The sequence below is a fragment of the Trinickia sp. genome, assembly GCF_035492435.1.
In the GTDB taxonomy this organism is placed as follows: domain Bacteria; phylum Pseudomonadota; class Gammaproteobacteria; order Burkholderiales; family Burkholderiaceae; genus Trinickia.
In genome coordinates this window covers 40,910-62,082 of the sequence record NZ_DATJJF010000082.1, presented here as the reverse complement: position 1 = coordinate 62,082, position 21,173 = coordinate 40,910, and the positions used below count along the sequence as shown (strand labels likewise).

At 61.5% G+C, this 21,173-nt stretch carries 19 protein-coding genes and 1 riboswitch; of the genes, 7 read left to right on the top strand and 12 right to left on the bottom strand.

Annotation, left to right across the window (positions count from 1 at the left end; all coding sequences use genetic code 11):
* Positions 1-928: 928 nt before the first annotated feature.
* Positions 929-1,210 carry a hypothetical protein gene (locus tag VL598_RS05935; protein WP_325325765.1) on the top strand — a complete coding sequence of 94 codons (282 nt, stop codon included), beginning with the start codon at positions 929-931 and terminating at the stop codon, positions 1,208-1,210.
* Between the two features lie 209 nt (positions 1,211-1,419).
* Here VL598_RS05935 and VL598_RS05930 read toward each other — a convergent pair whose 3' ends face one another.
* From VL598_RS05930 to VL598_RS05910, 5 genes are all read right to left on the bottom strand, one after another.
* Positions 1,420-3,120: a methyl-accepting chemotaxis protein gene (locus VL598_RS05930; RefSeq protein ID WP_325325764.1), complete on the bottom strand. Its 1,701-nt coding sequence runs from the start codon at positions 3,118-3,120 to the stop codon at positions 1,420-1,422.
* Between the two features lie 106 nt (positions 3,121-3,226).
* The gene (locus VL598_RS05925) at positions 3,227-3,889 is read right to left on the bottom strand and encodes a cytochrome c (RefSeq protein WP_325325763.1); all 663 of its coding nucleotides are present in this window, start codon (positions 3,887-3,889) and stop codon (positions 3,227-3,229) included.
* Positions 3,882-5,156: a sulfite dehydrogenase gene (soxC, locus tag VL598_RS05920; protein ID WP_325325762.1), complete on the bottom strand. Its 1,275-nt coding sequence runs from the start codon at positions 5,154-5,156 to the stop codon at positions 3,882-3,884. The genes VL598_RS05925 and soxC overlap by 8 nt, the downstream gene beginning before the upstream one ends.
* Before the next feature lie 238 nt (positions 5,157-5,394).
* On the bottom strand, positions 5,395-6,021 hold the full coding sequence (locus VL598_RS05915; RefSeq protein WP_325325761.1) for an alpha/beta fold hydrolase: 627 nt from the start codon (positions 6,019-6,021) through the stop codon (positions 5,395-5,397).
* 453 nt (positions 6,022-6,474) lie between these two features.
* Complete coding sequence (locus VL598_RS05910; RefSeq protein ID WP_325325760.1) at positions 6,475-7,104, bottom strand: AidA/PixA family protein; 630 nt, start codon at positions 7,102-7,104, stop codon at positions 6,475-6,477.
* Positions 7,105-7,666: 562 nt separating this feature from the next.
* Between VL598_RS05910 and VL598_RS05905 the strand changes: the two genes are divergently transcribed.
* Positions 7,667-8,521: a GntR family transcriptional regulator gene (locus VL598_RS05905; RefSeq protein WP_325325759.1), complete on the top strand. Its 855-nt coding sequence runs from the start codon at positions 7,667-7,669 to the stop codon at positions 8,519-8,521.
* 85 nt (positions 8,522-8,606) lie between these two features.
* Here VL598_RS05905 and VL598_RS05900 read toward each other — a convergent pair whose 3' ends face one another.
* On the bottom strand, positions 8,607-9,119 hold the full coding sequence (locus VL598_RS05900) for an aconitase X swivel domain-containing protein (protein ID WP_325325758.1): 513 nt from the start codon (positions 9,117-9,119) through the stop codon (positions 8,607-8,609).
* Entirely contained in the window at positions 9,116-10,345 is a 1,230-nt protein-coding gene (locus VL598_RS05895) for an aconitase X catalytic domain-containing protein (RefSeq protein ID WP_325325757.1), read from the bottom strand. Before VL598_RS05895 ends, VL598_RS05900 begins: the two co-directional genes overlap by 4 nt.
* A gap of 702 nt (positions 10,346-11,047) precedes the next feature.
* Here VL598_RS05895 and VL598_RS05890 point away from each other — a divergent pair.
* Positions 11,048-11,503, top strand: a complete 456-nt coding sequence (locus VL598_RS05890; RefSeq protein ID WP_325325756.1) for a GNAT family N-acetyltransferase — start codon at positions 11,048-11,050, stop codon at positions 11,501-11,503.
* A gap of 67 nt (positions 11,504-11,570) precedes the next feature.
* Here VL598_RS05890 and cobM read toward each other — a convergent pair whose 3' ends face one another.
* From cobM to cbiE, 4 genes are read right to left on the bottom strand one after another with little or no spacing between them, the layout of a single operon-like run.
* On the bottom strand, positions 11,571-12,299 hold the full coding sequence (gene cobM / locus VL598_RS05885; RefSeq protein ID WP_325325755.1) for a precorrin-4 C(11)-methyltransferase: 729 nt from the start codon (positions 12,297-12,299) through the stop codon (positions 11,571-11,573).
* Between the two features lie 16 nt (positions 12,300-12,315).
* Positions 12,316-13,074: a cobalt-precorrin-6A reductase gene (locus VL598_RS05880; RefSeq protein ID WP_325325754.1), complete on the bottom strand. Its 759-nt coding sequence runs from the start codon at positions 13,072-13,074 to the stop codon at positions 12,316-12,318.
* Positions 13,071-14,174: a cobalt-precorrin-5B (C(1))-methyltransferase gene (locus VL598_RS05875; RefSeq protein ID WP_325325772.1), complete on the bottom strand. Its 1,104-nt coding sequence runs from the start codon at positions 14,172-14,174 to the stop codon at positions 13,071-13,073. The genes VL598_RS05880 and VL598_RS05875 overlap by 4 nt, the downstream gene beginning before the upstream one ends.
* Positions 14,174-15,409 carry a precorrin-6y C5,15-methyltransferase (decarboxylating) subunit CbiE gene (gene cbiE / locus VL598_RS05870; protein WP_325325753.1) on the bottom strand — a complete coding sequence of 412 codons (1,236 nt, stop codon included), beginning with the start codon at positions 15,407-15,409 and terminating at the stop codon, positions 14,174-14,176. Before cbiE ends, VL598_RS05875 begins: the two co-directional genes overlap by 1 nt.
* 79 nt (positions 15,410-15,488) lie before the next feature.
* Positions 15,489-15,665, top strand: a riboswitch (cobalamin riboswitch).
* A gap of 104 nt (positions 15,666-15,769) precedes the next feature.
* Here cbiE and cobG point away from each other — a divergent pair.
* From cobG to cobJ, 4 genes are read left to right on the top strand one after another with little or no spacing between them, the layout of a single operon-like run.
* Positions 15,770-17,233: a precorrin-3B synthase gene (gene cobG / locus VL598_RS05865; protein ID WP_325325752.1), complete on the top strand. Its 1,464-nt coding sequence runs from the start codon at positions 15,770-15,772 to the stop codon at positions 17,231-17,233.
* On the top strand, positions 17,226-17,852 hold the full coding sequence (locus tag VL598_RS05860) for a precorrin-8X methylmutase (RefSeq protein ID WP_325325751.1): 627 nt from the start codon (positions 17,226-17,228) through the stop codon (positions 17,850-17,852). The genes cobG and VL598_RS05860 overlap by 8 nt, the downstream gene beginning before the upstream one ends.
* Positions 17,849-18,583 (top strand): precorrin-2 C(20)-methyltransferase, encoded by a 735-nt coding sequence (locus VL598_RS05855; RefSeq protein WP_325325750.1) that lies wholly within the window; start codon positions 17,849-17,851, stop codon positions 18,581-18,583. The genes VL598_RS05860 and VL598_RS05855 overlap by 4 nt, the downstream gene beginning before the upstream one ends.
* Positions 18,583-20,388 carry a precorrin-3B C(17)-methyltransferase gene (cobJ, locus tag VL598_RS05850; protein WP_325325771.1) on the top strand — a complete coding sequence of 602 codons (1,806 nt, stop codon included), beginning with the start codon at positions 18,583-18,585 and terminating at the stop codon, positions 20,386-20,388. The genes VL598_RS05855 and cobJ overlap by 1 nt, the downstream gene beginning before the upstream one ends.
* A gap of 119 nt (positions 20,389-20,507) precedes the next feature.
* Here cobJ and VL598_RS05845 read toward each other — a convergent pair whose 3' ends face one another.
* Positions 20,508-21,080 (bottom strand): vWA domain-containing protein, encoded by a 573-nt coding sequence (locus VL598_RS05845; protein WP_325325770.1) that lies wholly within the window; start codon positions 21,078-21,080, stop codon positions 20,508-20,510.
* Between the last annotated feature and the right edge of the window lie 93 nt (positions 21,081-21,173).

Here is a 21,173-nt window from a genome sequence, read left to right as displayed (position 1 = left end):
AACTTTCGCGTATCCAGGATAGCGAGGGGCGGCTTCAAACGGGCTGGGGACTTCGCTTCATTCAGGCGCGAGCGCGTTGAAAAAGCGGCTTTTCATGCGGGGTGGGAGATAAGGGCAACGATTTGGATACGGCCGCTATGTATCCCCAAGCGGCCAGGCCATATGGACCCAGCAAGCTTGTTGCCATTGATGGCCGAACCGGGAAGTACGTCGCCGGCCGGCGATCCGCTGGGCCACATGCCGCGCCGAACTTCCGTACCCGACCTCTTGAGTCATACAGCAATCTAAATTCTCCGCGACACTCCGGCCGCATCGGGGCACTCCGCGATTTCCTCTATTGAGGCTTGTTCAAGGCCTGCCGGCACGCGCCGAAGCATGTTCACAGTTGAAAGAACCTCGGCCGGTGTCGAACAGCCTTCAATCGCTTCTGCCGGGCGCCGGTGTGTGTCGCTCTTCGCCCCGAAGCCGGCCTTTGATATGCCAATGTTTAATCACCGCATGCAAAGCAAAACGGCTGATGGCGCGACGAGACCGAGTATTAACTGCTTTGACTTCAGCGCCTCGGATTAAGGGTTTTCACCTATGCAATGTTTCGACACGCTGCCGTTAGTCAGATTTGACACGCAGTGCAAAGGTGAATTGATCATGGAAACGCAAACGTTTGCGAGCAAACTGTGGTCCACTTTGCTCCCGCGCCTTGTCTGTTTGGCCTCGATCAGAGGCTTCGACGTGTGGCTGTTGCACCAAGTGCATCGACCGAATAAAGCGTTGGGTTCGAGCAGCTCGGGCAAGTGAGTTCCCCGCTTGCTAGCGCTGGTCCGTCGATTGTCGGCGTCCAATCGTGAAGGTGCGATTCACCGCGGGCGGACGTCACGCTGCTAGTTGCTTCCTACCGACCTTCTGACCAGCCTGTTGAGGAAAGCTGCAAATGTTCGACGCACAAATCGCCGCAACGCTGCTGAACCGGTGGGATGCTGGACGTGCGTGCGCAGATGGGCCACCACAGCTGGAGCTCTTGCGGGAAGGCAAATTGCAGTTCAAGCATGAAGGCGGGGAAGTCCACGCGAACGATATTCCGGCAGAGCGGCGTCTTCGTGTCGAATGCTTGACCTTCGCTGATGGCTCCTGCGCCATACGCGTTGCCGCAGTAGGCGGACAAAGCGGGTGGACGCAATGGGCTGCTACCGAGCCGTCCGAAAGCGCGATCTGAGCCCCCTCATGGGCCGCATCATGCAAAATGACTAACCGCTATCGCATCTATCTCATTGCCTGGACTCAGCGCCGAAGATCCCAAGGCACGCCGTTCCGAAGTATGGACCAGAGCAGCTCGTTGGCCGGGCAGCACTTTGTTGAGCAGCGTGCGAGCTACCGACCATTGTTCGGCCTGTTGCTGCGGCACGCGCTCGTATCTTAAGCTCGTCAGAACGTCTGCCAGGAAGGCTCGGATTCGTCGGAAGACGCGCTCGGCAAAGCCGCCCTTTCTGCGCGCTGCACCCTGTCAGCCGAGCGCAACTGAGCGGGCTTCGTCATACCGCTCTTTGCCCGACTCAACGCCGCGTCACGTCGGACGCCTTCAGTGCCGGCGTCGTCCACCTTGAAGACCCCCACCGTTGCACGCAACCCCTGAGCCTGTTGGGCCATTGATTGTGCTGCCGCCGAGGCTTCTTCGACCAGCGCGGCGTTTTGCTGTGTCGCCTTGTCCATCTGGCTCACGGCCGTATTGACTTGTTCGATACCGGTACTCTGCTCCTTGGACGCAGACGAAATTTCTCCCACGATGTCGGTCACACGTTTGACCGACTCGACGATTTCACCGATCGTGCCGCTCGCTTCCTCAACGAGCCGGGTGCCGGCGTCGACACGGTCGACCGACTCGCTGATCAAATCTTTGATCTCCTTGGCAGCGGTTGCACTGCGCTGGGCGAGCGTGCGGACCTCACCGGCCACGACGGCAAAGCCGCGCCCCTGTTCACCGGCACGGGCAGCCTCGACCGCTGCATTGAGGGCGAGGATGTTGGTCTGAAACGCAATGCCTTCGATCACGCTGATAATCTCTGACATCTTGGTGGAGCTGCCGGAGATGCCACTCATCGTCTCGACGACACGTCCGATTACATCGCCGCCCCGCTGCGCCGTTGTCGATGCCGTGTTCGCCAATGAAGCTGCCTGTTTTGCGTTGTCCGCATTGTGGCGAACCGTTGCGGTTAGCTCTTCCATGCTCGAGGCGGTTTCCTCCAGAGACGCCGCCTGCTCTTCGGTACGCCGGGATAGATCCGTATTGCCCTGGGCAATTTCACCGGCCGCCACTGCGATCGCTTCGCTCGACGTCTTGATCTCGTGCACCATCGTGGCAAGTTGATCGCGCATCGTCTTTAGCGCGTACATCAGGCTCGATTGATCGCCGGGATGCACCCTGACCGCGACGCGCAGATTACCGCCCGCGACCGCACTCGCGAGCGTCACCGCCTCGTGCGGTTCTCCGCCGAGCGGGCCGATGATGGAGCGCGTCACGATCACGCACAGCACCGCGGCAACTACGATGGATAAGGCGGCTAATCCCCAAAGGATCACACGCGCGGTTTCATAGGAGGCCTGGCTCTGCCGGATCTCCTCCAACATCAAGCGTTGCTGAGAAGCGGAGAAGTCGCTAAGCGCCTGTAGCGTGGCATCACGAAAAGGCCCCGAATCCTGTAGCGACTTGGCGGCGCCGCTCATATCGTGGGCGGCCACCTGTGCGTAGGCCGGCTTCAACGAATTGGCGTAGGGCGTTCGTATCTTGATCAGCTCGTCCAACTCAGCCTTTTCGCCATCGGTTACGAGCAAGCTCTTCAGTTGTGCATACCAGTCGGTGTCCTGTTGAGCCTGATCCTTGATCTGGCCCACCACGGCTGCCTGCCCCTCCGGGGTCGGTACCTCGAGTGCGTGGTAGGCTAGCAGCGCAATGCGATTGGTGCCGTTGCTGATTTGCGATAGGAGCTGCTTCTTCTGCATTGCACCATTAACGATGCCATGAGTGACGGCGTTCGCGCGCGCCATCTGTATCTGCATCGTCACGCATATCATCAAGAGCAATGCCAGCACTGCACTAAACGTTAGTGCCAGCTTAGTGTGGATCTTCATCTTCTGGGGGCTCCAGTCGAAATCAAGCGGGTCTAACGGATCGATAGACCGTTCATCTCGAGGCAGGCCGTTTCTATGTCACGGTTCCCGCCTCGATTACACGGATCTATCGCTGATCGACGACGAATCCGTCACGATTCGGCATTTTTACTTTGGGCAGTGTTTTAGCATCCAGCCGCGTTCCGTCAGGAACAATGCCGTTTGCATTGAGCAAGAAAGCACTGACGGCATAGACTTCGTTTGCGCTCAGCGATTGCGGCGCGTTAAAGGGCATTGCACGACGGATATAGTCGAAAAGCGTCGTCGCATACGGCCAATAGCTGCCCACTGTCTTCACAGGATGCGCGCTAGTAAGAGAACCCAAGCCGCCTACCAGGCGATCGCCCAAGCCGCCCTCGCCTTTCACACCATGGCACGCCGCGCACTTGGTCTCGAAGACCTGTCGCCCGGTCGCAACATCGCCGGACCCTTTAGGCAAGCCGCGGCCGTCGGGAGATACGTCAATGTTCCATCGGGCCAACGCTGCCGCGTTCACGGGTTGGCCGATGCCGTAGTCCATTGACGTATGCGCAATCTGAGGCTGCTGCCCCTGAGCCGGCTCGGCGTCGGCGGCCGCATGCGCGGCAACTGGGGCGATGACGGCAACCCAGATCGCACTCGCGGCCAGCGTGCTTTTAATGGCATTGCGGCGGCTCGTCGCGGACGCGCGTCTCTGCGCCGAGGAGGCGGTACGTGTCGTCACAGTCATGCCTTTGATGTGCTCAAGCATTACGCAGCTCCCCATCGGTCGTGACTGTCCAGCTCTGGATAGCGTTGTAGTGGTAATAGCTATTCAGGCCTCGTGCAGCCACCAGCACTTCGCGCACCGGTTGGACGTTGCCCGCTGAATCGGTTGCGCGACTTTGCAATACAGCCGGCCCCCCATCCCATCGCCAATCAACCATGAAGCGCGTCAACGAAAGGGCGAGAACCGGCCCTTGCAGCTGCGCGTCGCGCCACGTCTTGCCTGCGTCGGTCGACACTTCCACCCGCACAATCTTGCCCCTGCCTGACCACGCCAGGCCGCTGATGGCATGGAATCCTTGGGTCGCAAGCCGATGTCCTGGCGACGGGCGGGTAATGACCGATTTCACATCCATTTCGAAAGCGAACTGCCGCGCCTTTCCGTTCGGCAGAAGACCCGTGTATCGGGAGGTCTCTTCGCGGCTCATGACCGGGCCGTCGACGAGTTTGAGTCGGCGCAACCACTTCACATTCGTGTTGCCCTCGTAACCCGGAATCAGCAATCGGACCGGATAGCCGGTTTCCGGACGCAACCGCTCACCGTTTTGCGCATAGACCACGATGGCGGTCTCGAGGATGCGATCTAGCGGCAGGCTGCGCGTCATCGCTGCAGCGTCGGCGCCCTCAGCGAGCAGCCACTTGCCCGCAGGCTCAACACCGACTTGGTCGAGCAATGTGGCAAGCGGAACCCCCGTCCACTCGGCGCAGGAAAGCAAACCGTGCGTCATCTGCACAGGCAGGCCGCTCGGTCCTGCCCATTCGCTGGCGGTATTGCCCGAGCATTCGAGAAAATGCGTTCGCGTGACGGACGGGAAACGCACCAGGTCGTCCATCGTGAATTCGAGTGGCCGACGCACCAGTCCGTGGATGACAAGGCGATGCTGATCTGGATCGATCTGCGGTATTCCGCCGTGATGCCGCTCGTAAATCAAACCGCTTGGCGTGATGGTACCGAACAGGTCTGCAAGCGGAGTCAGCGTCCATGCCGAGCCGGGCATCTTCGGGGGCTGTGGGAAGCGCCGCACCACGTCCTTCTCGAACGGCGACGGGACACCATAAGGATGCCAACCCGTGGGCTCGCCCGGTTGCGTCGTCCATGCATCGACCGCAAGGGGAGCCGCAGTTGTCGCCGCTTGGGCGCGACCGAAAAGTAAGCCGCTCGCTAAGCCGGCTCCCACGGTTTCAACCACCTTGCGGCGCGCGGGCGATGCCAAACGGCGCTTGGGCGGTTGGGGAAATTTATTGTCACCCATCTTTCTCTCGGAGTTACTGTAGGTCGGTTGGCACGATTGCGACCAAACGCACTCTGTATATATCGGCACAGAAACGGCAAACTTAAATTGATGAGCGCGTTTCGTTTGGCCGATAGGCAAGCTCCGAGCGTCGGGTATATAGGCGGATCGCACAATTGTGTGTCATGCGCATGTAAAGCACTAAATGGCGGAGTCCGCCCCCCCGCTTCTTCGGCTCAGCTACGCAAAAAACCGCCCTTCAGCAGCCGGCATAAGTGGCGGGCGTCAAGTGAGCGTCGACAACCGGAGCGAGTCGTGGCGCGTGGTCATGCGCCAGATTGTGATTGCCTCCGGAAGTCATGTGCAAAAGCGCATTCGGAAACAACTCAAGTAGCCTCTGGCCGATTGCGACCGGACTGAACGGGTCGGCATCGCCCCACAGCAGAAGCACCGGTTGAGTAATTCTGCCTAGCTCATGCGTGAGATCTGATTTGAAAGATACAAACCATTCAGGAAGAGACGGATTGGACTCGACCAATCCGGCACGCCAATCCCGCGCCCCCAGCTCCCGGCTTTCTATCCCGCCAGATGTAACAGCCAGCACCAGATGGGTAACCAGCTCAGGCTTTTCAAGCGCAGCGCAAATCGCGATCACCCCGCCCATCGATTGGGCTATTAAGGCCGTCGGTTGGTCAATTTGAGATACGACCGTCCGGACAAGGTCATCGAAGCCCTTGACGTTCGGGGCAGGAGGCTCCTGACCCAGCCCTGGGTATCCGACGATGACCTTCTCGGCATCAGTCGTTAGCTGATTCGCGAGCGGCTGCCAGAACGCGGCGTTGCCCGATGCGCCTGGTAAGAAGAGCAGTTTCGATGGAGCATGCAAGCGTCGTTCCTCCGTAGTTTGGCTCGCGCCGAGGAGCGCGGCGCGGTCGAACGGATGGTCGGCGATGCGAGCGAGGACGTAAAGCAGATAATCCTCGAAACATTCTTTCTTGACTGTCGCTCTCGCCGGTCGGCGACGTACTGGGCAAGCGGACCGGGAACGCGATGAACTCTTTTGATGGAGGCGGACATGTTTTTTAGATGACGCGCTCGGGGAGGGCCCGATACACAGCGAGAGCTAGTCGTCCGCAATAGCAGGTGATTACGACTGTATAAGCGCGCAGCAACAGCGGTAGGCTGCAAGTCTCGGTCAATGGATAATGCGCGCACACGGACATCGAAGATGTCGCTCCGGCATCTTATGACAGCGGCGGGCAGCGACGAGCCGCCACCCACCGCAGTCACTAACGGACACGAATCTATTTATGAAGCAACAGTGGCGTCCGCTCCGCGACTACTGATTCAGATTAACATTGATATACGGGTCATGCTGGTATCCGCCGCAGCCATTGCCACCACCGCCACCGCTATCGTCACTACCATCGCTGCCATCACTGCAATTTGGACTATCGCAAAAAATGTTGAACGGTGTATGGTAAGTTACCGGACCGGGTGTGATAACTTGAGATTCCCAATAAACGTCGGTGATATTCTGGCGAACGACGTTCCCATCCGCATCGAACCCCCAAGTCTTCACGGTTTCTACTTTTCGCGTGGGCTTCGTGATGAACTCGCTCCACTGGGTCCCCTGGAACACGAACCCCCTTATGACGGCCTGGAATGCCACAGGGGCCGCTGCCGAGTCCAATGATGCATCCGCTCGGCCACCCATGGACAATGTCTGCATGCGCCATCGAATCGTGTTCCCCTTCACGCCGAAAACGTCTAGCTCCGAGTCGCCCTCGTTCTGCGAATCCCACCACGTGGCTGCCATATATACGTAACCAACCCCCTTTCCGAGGTTAAAAAAATCCGAAAAGGTCTTGCGATCCTGTGCCTTATTCGGCCCGTAATCGAACATAATGCGCGGCGCGTCAACCATGATCGCAACATCAATAATACTAGGCTTAAATCTATCCGACATAGCCATCTCCGATAATAAAATCAACGCATACGGCCGCATGAAAGGAACGGCCCCGACGATATCGAGTCAAACATCAACCAAAATCACTGCAGGCACACATGCGATTGCCAGTTTCGAGCAGACGCGAGGCGAGCATAGATCAACCTTGAGTGAACAGAACCTATGCTTTTCTATAGTTGAAAGACAGGCCGCAAGAGATAGCTTCGGAATTGCAATTGCAAGGCGGAACGCCGGGCCTGTTCAAAAGGCACGACATCGCTACGAGCGAGGTTCGCCAGGACGGGGCACCCGTGCCGCTTTGGCGACATGGCCTCTGACCAAGAACGCTTGCTCGGACGTCCCGACCGCCAACTTCGACAGCATCACGTTGAGGTCCGTCAACGGGCTTGCATTTCGGATCATCGAGTCACGTGATGCGACAAGCGGCTCGCACCCCCGAGCCCGCAACGCGGTTCTTGCCGAGATTAGCACCCAGCTTTGGCGCGCCAGTTGGCCGAATCCCCTAAAATGCGCGGATGGAAGTTGAATCGCGACCAACGCCTCGTGTGAGTCATCGATGCACATGAAACTGAGGGGCCTTTCGGCCTCAGCCACCAATACCCGTACTCAAGCACGCCCCCTTGAACGCGACAGCGTCATTTCGCTGTATCTCCAAATTGCGGAGCGGTTGAAGCACGACATCGACTCGGGCCTGTACGCCAACGGCAACAAGCTACCAACCGAGAGCGAGCTGACTCAGCGATTCGACGTCAGCCGCGTGACCGTCCGACAGGCGATCGCTCAACTGCTTGCTGAAGGGTATGTCGTTTCTAAGCAGGGAAAGGGCACCTACGTTTCGCAGCACAAATTTCTGCATGACTTGAAACCGCTGCGCGGCTTTTACGACACCCTAGTTGCACAAGGAATCGAACCGCAGACGCGTGTGCTCGAGTTCGGCCAATCGGATGCGCCCGAAGCCGTGGCTAAGGCATTCGGCATGGCACAAACGGCAGAAGGCCAATGCTGCTGTTTGAAGCGGCTTTACCTTGTCGACGACGAGCCCATGACACTCGTATGGTCGTACCTTCCTCCCGAAGCAAGCAAGCTTACCGCCGATCAAGTCGATCGAAATCCGATCTATGCGATGCTTGAAAATTTGCTTGGCTTGGCCGTCGCACGAGCTGATATCCGCATCCGTGCTCAGACGGCGGGCACCGCAATCGGCAAGATTCTCGGGTTGAGCCGCACAGCAGCCGTGCTCGTCATGGAGCGAGAATCGTTCGGGATCGGCGGTCAGCTGAGAGAGCACACCTCATTTTTCATGCGCCCCGAAAACTACGAACTCACATTGAGCGTTCAAGGCAAGCTGCCGATCGGATCGTCCATCAAAAACACCCGCGCGCCGAGCCTGTCCTCCACTCCATCGAAGTGGAAATAGACGATATTGGCCGGCCCATACTGCTTGCCGATGTTATCGCCGCAACGGCGGCGAAACATCGGCTTCGTGGTGCGGGCGTCAACGATCAGTAGCGCGTCGGCACCATCCGTACCGGCGATGTTTCCGCCTCCCCATGCTGAGGTTGCGCAAGATTCCCACTGGCGCCGTGCGAATCCGCGGCAAACCCAGCCCGAAGCACCTTCAACGTCTTCGAAGCAGGATCGATTTCCACAATCGATCCATGCTCGATCGCCTCAGTCACGTCAACGTCGAATCCCGCAAGCATCGAGATGCCCCCGAGCGCGGCGCCTTGCGCGAGAATCGTGTTCACGGTGTTGAAGACGATGCCAAGCGGCGCCATGTGACGCGCCTGCATCTCGTGCAGCATCCATGCGCTTGCCACACCGCCCTTCGCGGTATCGAGCACGAGAATGCGCCCGACATACGACTGACCGACAAGCTTGTGGGAGGGCCGCGAGAAAACACCCTCGAGCCGGTTCAGGTCATAGCGCGCAGAAAAACCGTCTTTCGCGACAAGCGCTTGCGCTGTTACCTTCTGCCCCATTGCGTGCCGCGCGGTCAACACGATCTCGTTCATGCAAGTTCTCCAGTCTCGGCTGCTTTGACACACTGTTCCATGGAAGCCAGCATCGGCACGTAGCCATAGCCTCCCAGGATGTTCACCAACTTGGCGCTGTTCGTCGCCAGCGTTTTCCACCCCTTCGCTTCGGCCATTTCACGCGCATAGGACTGATAAAAGCACATGCCGGCCAAAACGGTACCGCCCGCTCTTTCAATACGTTCGGTGAATCCGAAACGATCCGAATCGGGCTTGACCTGCGGGCTGGTCACGGCCAAAAGCGGAATCCTGAAGTCCCGCCGGTCGCAGAGTTCGGCCAGCGCGCGAAGTTCGTAAAGACTCAGTTGGGGCGCGGAGAACACCACGACGTCGACCTTCTTGGTGACCGCGTAGCTGGCAATCAATGCTTCAACCTGAGCACGGTCGATCCGATGATGCACGGGCAGTTTGTCCCCGCCGACATCCTCGATGCGCACGGCCTCCGGCGTGAGGCCAACCATGTGAAACAGCGCAGTCGATCCGAAACTTGCCATCGCCGCGCCAAAGTGCTTGAACTCATCGGACGTGGGCGAGATTTTGATGCCCTCGATCACGGGCACCTCCCAGTAATTCCCCGCGAGACGTCCAATCACACCACCAAGCGCCCCCCACTCATTGAGCGACGTGGGGGTGAAGTCGACCTTGAATCGCATGGTCGCCTGCCGATTCGCGGGCAGGTGATAGCCGTAACGCGGCGTACGGCCCGTTAGCCCCGCAGCAAGCGCGGACGGGCCGCCTTCGAAGTTGGAACGCGCAGCGTTGATCGAATTCGAATAGATGACAACGCCCGTATCCCCGAATGCAACGTGTTCGCCTCGCGTAGCGGCCAACACAGTCTGGTAATTGATACAGGTGTCCGTCATGCTGACGCCAAGCCTTTCAAACGCGTTGATGGCACGACGCTCCAAATCGAGCATCCAATCTCGCTGTCCGAGCTCATTGGCTTTGCTGAAATCCGTCCCACGGGGATCGGTGATGGTGGGCACGCAAACCCGCCCGTCGCCCATATCGGCCAGTTGCTCGAGCCACATCACGCCCGCCTGCCCGAGACTTTCTGTGTCCGCCATGATGTGCGCTTGCGTAACCGGCACAAAATCTTGCGCACCAAAAAACGTCCCAACTTCGATCTGATGCCGTATTGCCATTTGCAACACTTTGCCCAACTCGCCGTTGAGCATCGCTGTCTCTTCACTATTGAGGAGCATCCCGACTCTCCGAAATGGATAACCACCAACAACCTATGATTTAACGCCCGCTTTCCAGGCAGAACTGCCTGCAAGCCCTGCGTATAAGCCTTTGCGTCGTCATCGACGAATGACCTATCCGGGCGCATCCCAAAAGACGCAACAATTCCAAACACCGACAGTGCGATCGACAAAGCGAACGGCAAATGCCAAGGATCGATGCAAGCGCAACCGTCGACCCAAACCGCCCCAGTCCATCGCGACGGGCTTAAAGCGTCGAAGACGCGTTCATTGCTGGATCCCCTACGGACAACGCGACCGTACTTAGCAGCTTGCAAGCTCTTTCACTTGTATTAGGTTGTATTAATACGAGTCACAATATTAGGGGGCGCAGGTTGAAGTCGTCAATGGCCCGCCTGTAAGTTTTTATCCACACTCGGCATGGACGGTTTTGCGCCACTCCTTAGTGCAAAGCTAGCTATTTTTCTATACGCTTTCATCGGCGGATCAGGCGCCAAATCGGTATCTTTTTGATCGCCACGTCTTTGTCGACACGCGCGTAGGCGTGTGGCTTTATGAACTTTGGAGTGGTGCCGGTGGGAACTAGGCACTGTTCACAATTTCGCGAGGCTAATGCTCGGTTTTCACTTGGAGGATCCACTTGAAGCTGGGGGGAACTGCTATTCTCGATGTTTCCTACCGACGCGCCCGACCAACTTTCCCATGGATCTGACGTTCTCTTTCACCACGCAGTCCGACGCTGATGCCCTCGTGGCCATCCGCATCGCCGCGATGCGAGAGAGCCTGGAGCGCATCGGACGCTTCGACCCACAGCGCGCCCGGGAACGCTTCTTGGCGTCGTTTGACCCAGCGCTGTCCCGCTTCATCGAAACCGATGGTGTCAAAGTGGGCTTTGTCTTAGTTCGCCCGCAAAAGGACCACTGGCTCCTCGACCACTTGTACATCGTTCCTGAACATCAGGGAAAAGGAATCGGAGCCGCGGTGTTGCGAGCGGTCTTCGCAGATGCTGATGCGCAACGCATGTCCATCCGTCTAGGCGCTTTGCGTGGCAGTGATTCGAACCGTTTCTATCAGCGGCACGGCTTCGTGCAAATCGACGAAGCGGAGTGGGACATTTACTACGTGCGCCAACCAAGTTCGCCAAAGACGAAAGGCTAGACGCTGCTCACGTTCTGACGAGTCGGCCGAAAGTACCGGCAAGTGCAGTCACCCCTCGCCGGTTGGTTCACCCGTTCTTGCCGTACAGCGACGAATCGGCGAACCCATCCGCCGTAAGCACTGAGCCCACCAGGATAAGTGCCGTGCGTTCAATGTCGGTCCGCTCGACTTTGTCGACGATGTCGGCGAGGGTACCCGTTACCCGTTCCTCGTCCGGCCAACTGGCCCGGTAGACCACGGCAATCGGACAATCGCTTCCGTAATGCGGCTGCAACTCGCCGACGATGCGCGACAAATGCCGCACGCCGAGGTGAATCGCCATCGTCGCCCGATGGCGCGCAAGATCGCCGAGGCTTTCGCCTTCCGGCATCGTTGTCTTCGTTGCGTAGCGTGTGAGAATCAACGTTTGCGATACCCCCGGCAATGTCAGCTCGCACTTAAGCGTCGCCGCGCATGCGGCAGTGGCAGTCACACCGGGCACAATTTCATAAGGAATGCCAAGTAATCGAATGCGGCGAATCTGCTCGCCAATCGCGCCATAAAGCGATGGATCGCCCGAATGCACACGGGCAACGTCTTGCCCCTTCCGATGCGCGTCGGCGAGCAACGCAACAATCTCGTCGAGATCGAGGTCGGCCGTGTTGACGACACGTTCCGCTACATTACCGGCCAGCACGGCTGGTGGTACAAGCGAACCCGCGTACAAAATCACCGGACAGGTGCGCACAAGGCGCTGCCCCTTCACGGTAATGAGCTCGGGATCTCCTGGCCCCGCGCCGATAAAAAAAACGGTCATCTCTTCTATTACTCCGTCATAAGCCGGGGGACTTTCGCGGCACGTATTGAGACAAACAACGGCCGAGCGAAGCAAGGAGCGTCGATGGCTCGTCGAAGGCACGATCCGCATCCGGCAATGTCGGACGCCGAACCATGACGACCGGCAAGCCGCGTTCGCGCGCCACTTCGAGTTTGGCTTCGGTTGCCGCACCGCCACTGTTTTTGCTGACGACGACATCTACGCCGCACGCCGCGAAGAGCTCACGCTCTCCTTCGATCGAAAACGGACCTCGTGCGCCAATTACGCGGCAGCGCTCGTTGCCGGGATGCGCGTCGAGGCACCGCACGGTCCAGTATTGATGCGCGGCAATTTCGCCCAGATGCGAAAGCGGCTCGCGTCCCAAGGTGAACAAGGGCCGCTCAAACGTGGCAAGTGCCGCCATCAGAGTGTTCCAGTCGTCGTCGACGAAACGCCAATCGTCGCCGGGCTGCGGCTGCCAGGCGTGGCGGCGCAATGCCCAATAAGGAACGCCCACGGCGCGGCTCGCTGCCGCCGCATTCGCGCTGATCCTCGCCGCGTAGGGATGCGTGGCGTCCACTAGCAGACCAATGCCTTGCGCTTTGATATAGCGCGCAAGCCCTTCACTGCCGCCAAAGCCACCCACGCGCACTTGGCAAGCCAGATCGCGTGGCACGCTGCCCAGTCCTGCCAAACTATAAACATGCTCGGGCCCGAGGCCGCGGGCAATCTTGAGCGCATCTCCGGTGCCGCCCAGCAACAGCACACGCGTCATAGAGCCACTCCCACGAATTGCCCTTGCCGATCGATCGCGAACATTTCGACGGCGACGTCGGACGGCACGATCCGGCGCGCCACGGCAAGCGCATGGCGGCATATGATGTCGCCGAGCGGTATGCCTTGCTCGTGCGCCAGAGCGAGTGCCTGCTGGCTCGTGTTCGCTTCTCGGAGGGTGGCCTGCAATGCGTGGCTCGCCCCATGTTCGCCCGCCCATCCCGAAAGTTGTTCGAGATTGATGCTTGACTGCCTGCTGTGCAGATCGAGGTGGCCGGCGGCAAGCTTGCTCAGCTTGCCAAAGCCACCACAGATGCTAAGCCGCTCGACGGGCGCGCGACGCATGTACTTGAGCACCGCCCCGGCAAAATCGCCCATTTCAATCAACGCCATATCGGCTAACCCATAATGCGAGCGCATGGCATCCTCGCTTGCGTTACCGGTGCACGCGGCGATATGTCGATAGCCGTTGGCCCGCGCGACATCGATGCCTTGATGAATCGACGCAATGTAGGCCGAACAGGAAAAGGGCCTCACGATGCCGGTCGTGCCGAGGATCGACAGTCCGCCAACGATGCCTAACCGGGGGTTCATCGTCTTCAATGCCAGCGCTTCGCCGCCTTGCACGCCGATCGCCACGTCGAATCCGCCTTCATAGCCGCACTCCGCGGCAAGTTCCTCAAGATGCTCGCGCATCATCCGACGTGGCACCGGGTTGATCGCCGGCTCGCCGACCGGTACAACGAGACCCGCCCGCGTCACAATCCCTACCCCCGGCCCAGCATGAAAGCGCACGCCCGGTTCCACGCTCAGGCGCACGTGAGCGAAAACGACGGCGCCGTGCGTCACGTCGGGATCGTCACCGGCATCCTTGATCGTGCCAGCTTCGGCGCCTTGCGCTCCATCGATGCCATTGACCCAGCGGCAGTAGACAAGCGGCATCGGAACGTGCTGCCCCTTGGGCAGTACGATCTCCGCCACCTCGCTCGCGACGCCGCACAGTAGCAGGCGTGCCGCCGCGAGCGAAGTCGCAGTCGCGCAACTGCCGGTGGTGTAGCCGCTGCGCAAAGGCCGTGGTGCTTCGGGCGTTTCGTCGCGCATCATGGCTCGCCGTCTGGGCGCCCCGCTTCGTCATTGCCGGGCTTTGCGATATCCAGCAGCGTGATGGGCAACGCCTGACGCCAAGTATCGAATCCGCCGAGCGGCTGCGCAACGCTCAGCGCGATGCGCGTAAGCGTCCCGCCATGCCGATCTCGCCACGCAACAAGCGCGGCTTCGCCCTGCAACGTCACCGCATTCGCCACGAGCCGTCCGCCCGAACGCAGGGCCGCCCAGCAGGCCTCAAGCACGCCAGGCGCTGTCACGCCGCCGCCAATGAAGATGGCGTCGGGCGTCGGCAGCCCGACGAGCGCTTCGGGTGCCCTGCCGGCGATCAGTTGCAGCCCTGGGACGCCAAGCGTGTCGCGATTTGTTTCAATGAAACGCTGACGCGTGACGTTCGACTCAATGGCGATGGCGCGGCAAGCTGGATGTGAGCGCATCCATTCGATGCCGATCGACCCGCAACCCGCGCCGACATCCCAGAGCAATTCGCCGGGCCGGGGGCCGAGACGAGCAAGCGTGACCGCGCGAACGTCTCGCTTGGTGAGCTGGCCGTCGTTGACGAAGGCATCGTCAGGCAGCCCCGCCGTCAGCGGCAGCGAGCGCGCTTGCGGCGCCCGGCATACCAGCGCAACGACGTTCAGTGCGGCGACATGGGGCAAGGGCCACGCGTGAGCAGCTGCATCGATACGTCGCTCTCGCGGGCCACCGAGATGTTCGAACACGGCCATCCGTGTCGCGCCGAATCCACACGCTGTCAGTTGTGCCGCAATAGCGGCGGGCGATTCGCCATCGCGACTCAATACAAGCAAACGGGCTCCGTCATGCAAGTGCCCATTCAGCGCGGCTAAAGGGCGGCCGACGAGCGATACCGTCTCGACCTCCTGCAAAGCCCAGCCGAGACGGGCGGCCGCCAACGAGGGCGACGACGGGGCCGGCAGCACGCGCAATTCGTTTGCCGGCACGTCGCGCGCAAGCGTCGCGCCGACGCCAAACAACATCGGGTCGCCGCTCGCCAGCACACACACCGGCACCCCGCGGTTCGCGAGCAAAGGAGCCACGTCGAATGGTCGCGGCCACGGTTCGCGCCGTGCGCTGATCCGCGCAGGCAACATCGCCAAGTGACGATCGCCCCCCACGATGACGGCAGCCTCGAGCAGCGCCCTGCGGGCGGCGCGGCCTAGCCCGGCATAGCCGTCTTCGCCAATCCCCACCACCGTCAGCCAAGCCGACATAACGTCATTCCTTTCGATCCAATCGATTCGCCTTGCGCCGCCAGCCAGTCCTTAAGCTTCGTGGTCGGTCCGAAAAGCGGCATAATACCGCTTCGCCGGCGCCCTTCGGGGCTGAAAAGGGAACACAGTCGAGCTGTGGCTGCCCCCGCAACTGTATGCAGCGAGTCCGCGCCGTTAGGCGCCACTGGTCGACCGGGAAGGCCGGCGCGGACGAAGACCTGCGAGCCAGGAGACCTGCCGGCCAGATCGTTCGCGCAAAGCCAAACACCGGGCGGGGTGAGCCGGTGTATTTTTTCTCGGCAGAAAGACGCTTCGCCGTTGGCCGCCGCGCGACGCCTATCTCGCGTTGAGCGTTGAGCCTTGAGCCAGATTTCATCTTATCCGCTTCGGCCGAGCGCCTGCCCGGCGCTTTCTCGCATCGTCGCTGCACGCGACGGCGGGCTGTGTCGCATCAAGCTCCCCGGCGGCGAGTTGCGCGCCGAGCAGGCGCTCGCCATCGCCGATGCGCTCGACGGCCACACCTCGGGCGTCATCGAACTGACGAATCGAGCCAATCTCCAGCTGCGCGGCGTGCGTGCGGGCCATGAGGCCGAGTTGACCGAGCGGCTGCTGGGCGCGGGGCTCGGGCCTCAAGTTCCCTCGGTTGAGGCGGCAACCGCCGCGAGCATGTCGGACGATCCGGATTCGAAATTGGCAAGCGCCGCAGCCGACGACGTGCGCAATCTGATGCTGAGCAGCCCCATCGCGGGGCGAGACGTCCACGCGTTGTACGACACGAGGCCGCTTGCCGCGCGAATTCTCGCGTTGCTGCAAGGCGAGCCACGATTCACCCAGCTTTCGCCGAAGTTCGCGGTGCTGCTCGATGGCGGCGAAAGACTGGCGATGATCGATCATCCGCACGACATCTGGCTCGCCGCGATGGCCCCCTCCGGGGGCGAGCCGTGGTTCGCGTTCGGCCTCGCCGGTCATCCATCAACGGAATCCGGTTGCGCGCTCGCCGCCGTCGAGCCTGCGAACGTTCCCGGCCTGGTTCGTGCGCTGCTCGACACTTTTCTTGATCTGGCTGGTGCCAGCGATACGCGAATGCGCCATCTGCTCTTGGCGCAGGGCGTAGAAACGATCCTTGCTGCCGTTTCGGCGCGCGTCAATTTTCCTCTGCGCCGCGACAGTCTTGTCGACGCATGGCGGCGCGCCGACGCCCAACCCTCGCTGCGTTTCGGTGCACATCGACAGCGCGCCGCCGATCTGTGGCATGTCGGTGGCCAACCGCCGCTCGGGCGCATCGATGCGCCCGCACTGCGCGCACTGGCGCAGCTAGCGCTTGCGCGCGGCAACGCGACGCTGACGGTGACACCCTGGCAGGGCGTGCTGCTGACGGATGTCTCGGAACCCTCCGTTTGCCACGTCGAAAAAGCCTTCGACACGCTTGGCTTTGTTCGCGACACGACCCATCCATTCGCCAGAACGATCGCTTGCGCCGGCTCAGCAGGTTGTGCAAGAGGCTGCGCAGATACGAAAGCCGACGCCCTCAAGCTCGCTGAATGCCTGCCGGCGGGCGTCGAAGTGCACTTGAGCGGATGCATCCGTTCGTGCGCCGCCGCGCACTGCGCGCCGTATACGCTGCTAGCGGTCGAGCCGGGCCGCTACGATCTGTACCGACGAAACGCGTTTGACGATCAGAAACCGGCGCCTGGTCACGCGCCGGCGTCTGACGACAGGACCGCCGCGACGCAGCGCTTCGGCCAGCGCATCGCGGCGCATCTAACCCCCGAAGAGGCCGCCCAACGACTCGGCGAAGCGGCCCGGAGTCCTTTTCATGGTTGACTATGTCCGCGACGGCCAGGCGATCTACCGCGAGTCGTTCGCGACGATACGCGCCGAGGCCGACCTTTCCCGCATTCCTCCCGACCTCGAAAAACTGGCAGTACGCGTGATCCACGCCTGCGGCATGGTCGACATTGTCGACGCCTTGCGGTTTTCCGAGGGTGCGGGCACCGCAGGACGCAACGCGCTCGCGAAAGGCGCCCCCATTCTGTGCGACGCTCGGATGGTCGCAGAGGGCATCACGCGAGCGCGCCTTCCCGCGACAAATCCGGTGCTCTGCACGTTGGGAGAACCTGCCATACCGGAACTCGCGCGCAAGCTCGAAAACACGCGTTCAGCGGCGGCGCTCGAGCTATGGCGGCCGCATCTCGCTGGCAGCGTCGTCGCCATTGGCAATGCGCCGACAGCCCTCTTCCGTCTGCTCGAAATGCTCGACGCCGGGGCGCCCCGCCCTGCGCTGATTCTCGGCTTTCCGGTCGGATTCGTAGGCGCCGCCGAATCGAAGGCCATGCTCGCGGCCGATAGCCGTGGCGTGCCCTATGTCGTCGTCGAGGGCCGCCGCGGCGGCAGTGCCATGGTCGCAGCCGCCGTCAATGCGCTCGCCACGGAGGTCGAATGATGGCGATCCCAGGACGTCTTTACGGCATCGGCGTCGGCCCCGGCGACCCCGAACTCCTGACACTCAAGGCCCTGCGCCTGCTGAAGGCCGCCCCCGTGCTCGCCTACTTCGTCGCGAAAGGCAAGAAGGGGAACGCTTTCGGCATCGTCGAAGCACATTTGAGTGAGTCCCAGATTCGCCTGCCGCTCATCTATCCCGTGACGACCGAGTCGCTTCCCCCGCCACTCTCGTACGAGACGGTCATCGCGGACTTTTACGATACGGCCGCTGCGGTCGTTGCGGGACACCTCGATGCGGGCCGCGACGTCGCAGTCATCTGCGAAGGCGATCCGTTCTTTTACGGCTCGTACATGTATCTGCATGACCGCCTCGCACCACGCTTCGAAGTTGAAGTGGTGCCGGGCGTGTGCTCGATGCTCGGTGGCGCTGCCGTACTCGGTGCGCCGCTCGTCTATCGCAATCAGAGCCTGTCGGTGCTGTCTGGCGTGTTGCCGGAAGATGAGTTGCGCCGGCGGCTCGCCGATGCCGACGCCGCGGTCATCATGAAACTCGGCCGCAACTTTGAAAAAGTGCGCCGCGTCCTTGACGACCTCGGGCTCGCCGGTCGCGCCCTTTATGTCGAACGCGCGACCATGCAAAACCAGCGAATCGTGCCGCTCGCCGAGGTCGACCCGATGGCCTCACCTTACTTTTCGCTGCTCATCGTGCCGGGGGAAAAATGGCAAGGATGATGACCGCACCCGCCATCGTGGTGCTCGGTCGCAGTGCGCAGACAACGGCACGTCGTATTCAAGCGCTTTACCCCGGCGCCACCGTGCACGGGCTGGCGGCCCGCGTGGAAGCCGACGTCGCCTACGACGAACTCGGTGCGCACCTGCGTGAACTCTATGCGCTGGGCACGCCGATCGTCGCGCTGTGCGCTGCCGGTATCGTCATTCGCTGCATCGCGCCGATGCTCGCGGAAAAACGATCCGAGCCGCCGGTGCTCGCCGTCGCCGAGGACGGCAGTACCGTCGTGCCGCTGCTTGGCGGCTTATCTGGCGTCAACGCAATGGCCCGCGCAATTGCACAAGCCCTCGAAGTCTCGCCGGCTATTACCACGAGCGGTGAGCTGCGTTTCGGCACTTGCCTGCTCAACCCGCCCGACGGTTACACGCTTGCCAGTCTCGAGCAGGGCAAACGCTTTGTCTCGGATCTGTTAGCGGGCGAAGAGGCGCGCATCGACGGCGACGCGCCTTGGCTGGACGACGCCAAGCTGCCATGTGCTGCGTCGGCACGGCTGACGATTCGCGTGACGCCGAATGAGTCGGAGGATAGCCGCGACGAGCTGGTCATCCATCCGCGCAGCGTCGTGGCCGCCATTGGCGACGGGGCGGCGCCCGCGGCCGACCGGGTGCTCGAGGCCTTGCGTGAACATCGGCTTGCACCGCTTTCGCTCGCGGCACTGCTTGCACCAAGCCATCGCATCGGTGAACGCCAACTTGAAGACGCGGCACGGTTGCTCGGCGTTCCGCTGCGTTTTGCGCCCACCGGTACGGGCGCCGCGTTGGCTTTCGCGGCCGAAGACAGCTCACGCAATCGTGAGCCGGAGCCTGTGGCAAATTGCCAGTCGACCGATCCATCACCGGCGCGCACTACCGCACAATTGCTCGGCGCCGCCATGCCCGTCCCCCACGATGTGCTCGCACATAGCAACGGGGTCGTGCTCGGTGTCGCAGCGAAGCCCGTATCGGCTGACGTGGTCGGTCGCGCGCGCGGATGCCTCACCGTCGTCGGTCTCGGGCCGGGCTGCGCGGAGCTGATGGTGCCCGCAGCGCGCACCGCGCTGAATGAAGCGACGGACATCCTCGGCTATGAGACCTACGTCAAGATGGCGGGCCCCTTCCGCATCGAGCAGCGCGTGCACGGCAGCGACAATCGCGAGGAGTTGCAGCGTGCGCGTCACGCGTTCGACCTAGCGAGCGAAGGCAACAAGGTAGCCATGGTCTCCTCGGGAGACCCGGGCGTATTTGCCATGGCCGCGGCAGTGCTGGAGGCCCTCGACTCCGCCGACGATCCGCGCTGGAGAACCGTCGAGCTGCGGATCGTGCCCGGCGTCTCGGCTGCGATGGCAACGGCAGCCGTTGCCGGCGCACCGCTTGGCCACGACTTTTGCATGCTCTCGCTGTCCGACAACCTGAAGCCCTGGACCATCATTGAAAAGCGACTCCGCCATGCTGCCGAGGCCGATCTCGTCATGGCGTTCTACAACCCGATATCGCGTGCGCGGCCGTGGCAGCTCGACCGCGCACTGGACATCGTGCGCACCTATCGGCGAGCGGACACGCGCGTCGTACTGGGGCGCGACATCGGCAGACCCGGAGCGACGCTCGTCACGACCACATTGGGCGAGCTGCGATCAGAGCAGGTCGATATGCGGACAATGGTGATCGTCGGGTCGTCAACGACGCGCGGCGTGGCGGGCGCTCCGCATGGAGAATGGATTTTTACGCCAAGGTGGTACCCAGCTGACGATGAGCGTGGGCCGGACGTCTGAAAAGGCGGCGCTGTTGCGGTTTGAAGGTCAAAGATGCGCCATTTTTTTCAGGTCGGCGCCGCAACGCATCGCTCGACCGACTCTGAAATGTTGGTCGAGCGGCAGGTGTGAACGCCGCTTCAGTCGGCAACGATCATGTCTTCAGGTCGCGCATACGCAGCGCCCCACGCCTGCGCAAGTGCCCGGCAGCGTCCCAGCGCAGGTACGTCCCGCTCGCAGTCCACCAGCACGACTCGATCGGCCGCTGCCGGCCGTTGAGGCTGCTCGCTGCTACGCCCGTCCGTCAAGACCCACAGCACTCGCTGCTGTGCGGGCTTGTCACGTATAGCGCGCTCGAGCACCTGCTCAGCCGTCCGCATGCCCAGCGCGAACGGCGTTCCGCCGCCCCCGCCGATCGGATCGAGCCAGCGTTCGTTCCACCAGCGCGGAATGGCAGGGCCGAAGCGCACGTCGGCGCGCGCGCCGCCAAATGAGACCAGCGCCACTTCGGCTCGCTCTGTCGCTGCATGGTTGAAGCATGCGACGAGCAACCCTTTTGCGATCGCGAGCCGCTCGCCGCTCAGCATCGATGCCGAGCAATCAAGCAAGAAACAATGCAGTACGCCCGCTTGCGCTTCTTTGGGGACGAACTGCAAATGCGCGGCCCGCAGCGGGTCTTGCCGCTTGCGTGCGAGCGTCGCCGACCAAGCGATGCGCGTACCACCGCTCGGCTGTGCTCCGCGCCGCGTGACGACACCCGCGCCCCTAGGCCATCGAAAACCGCTGCGTGCGTCAGCGGTGGCACC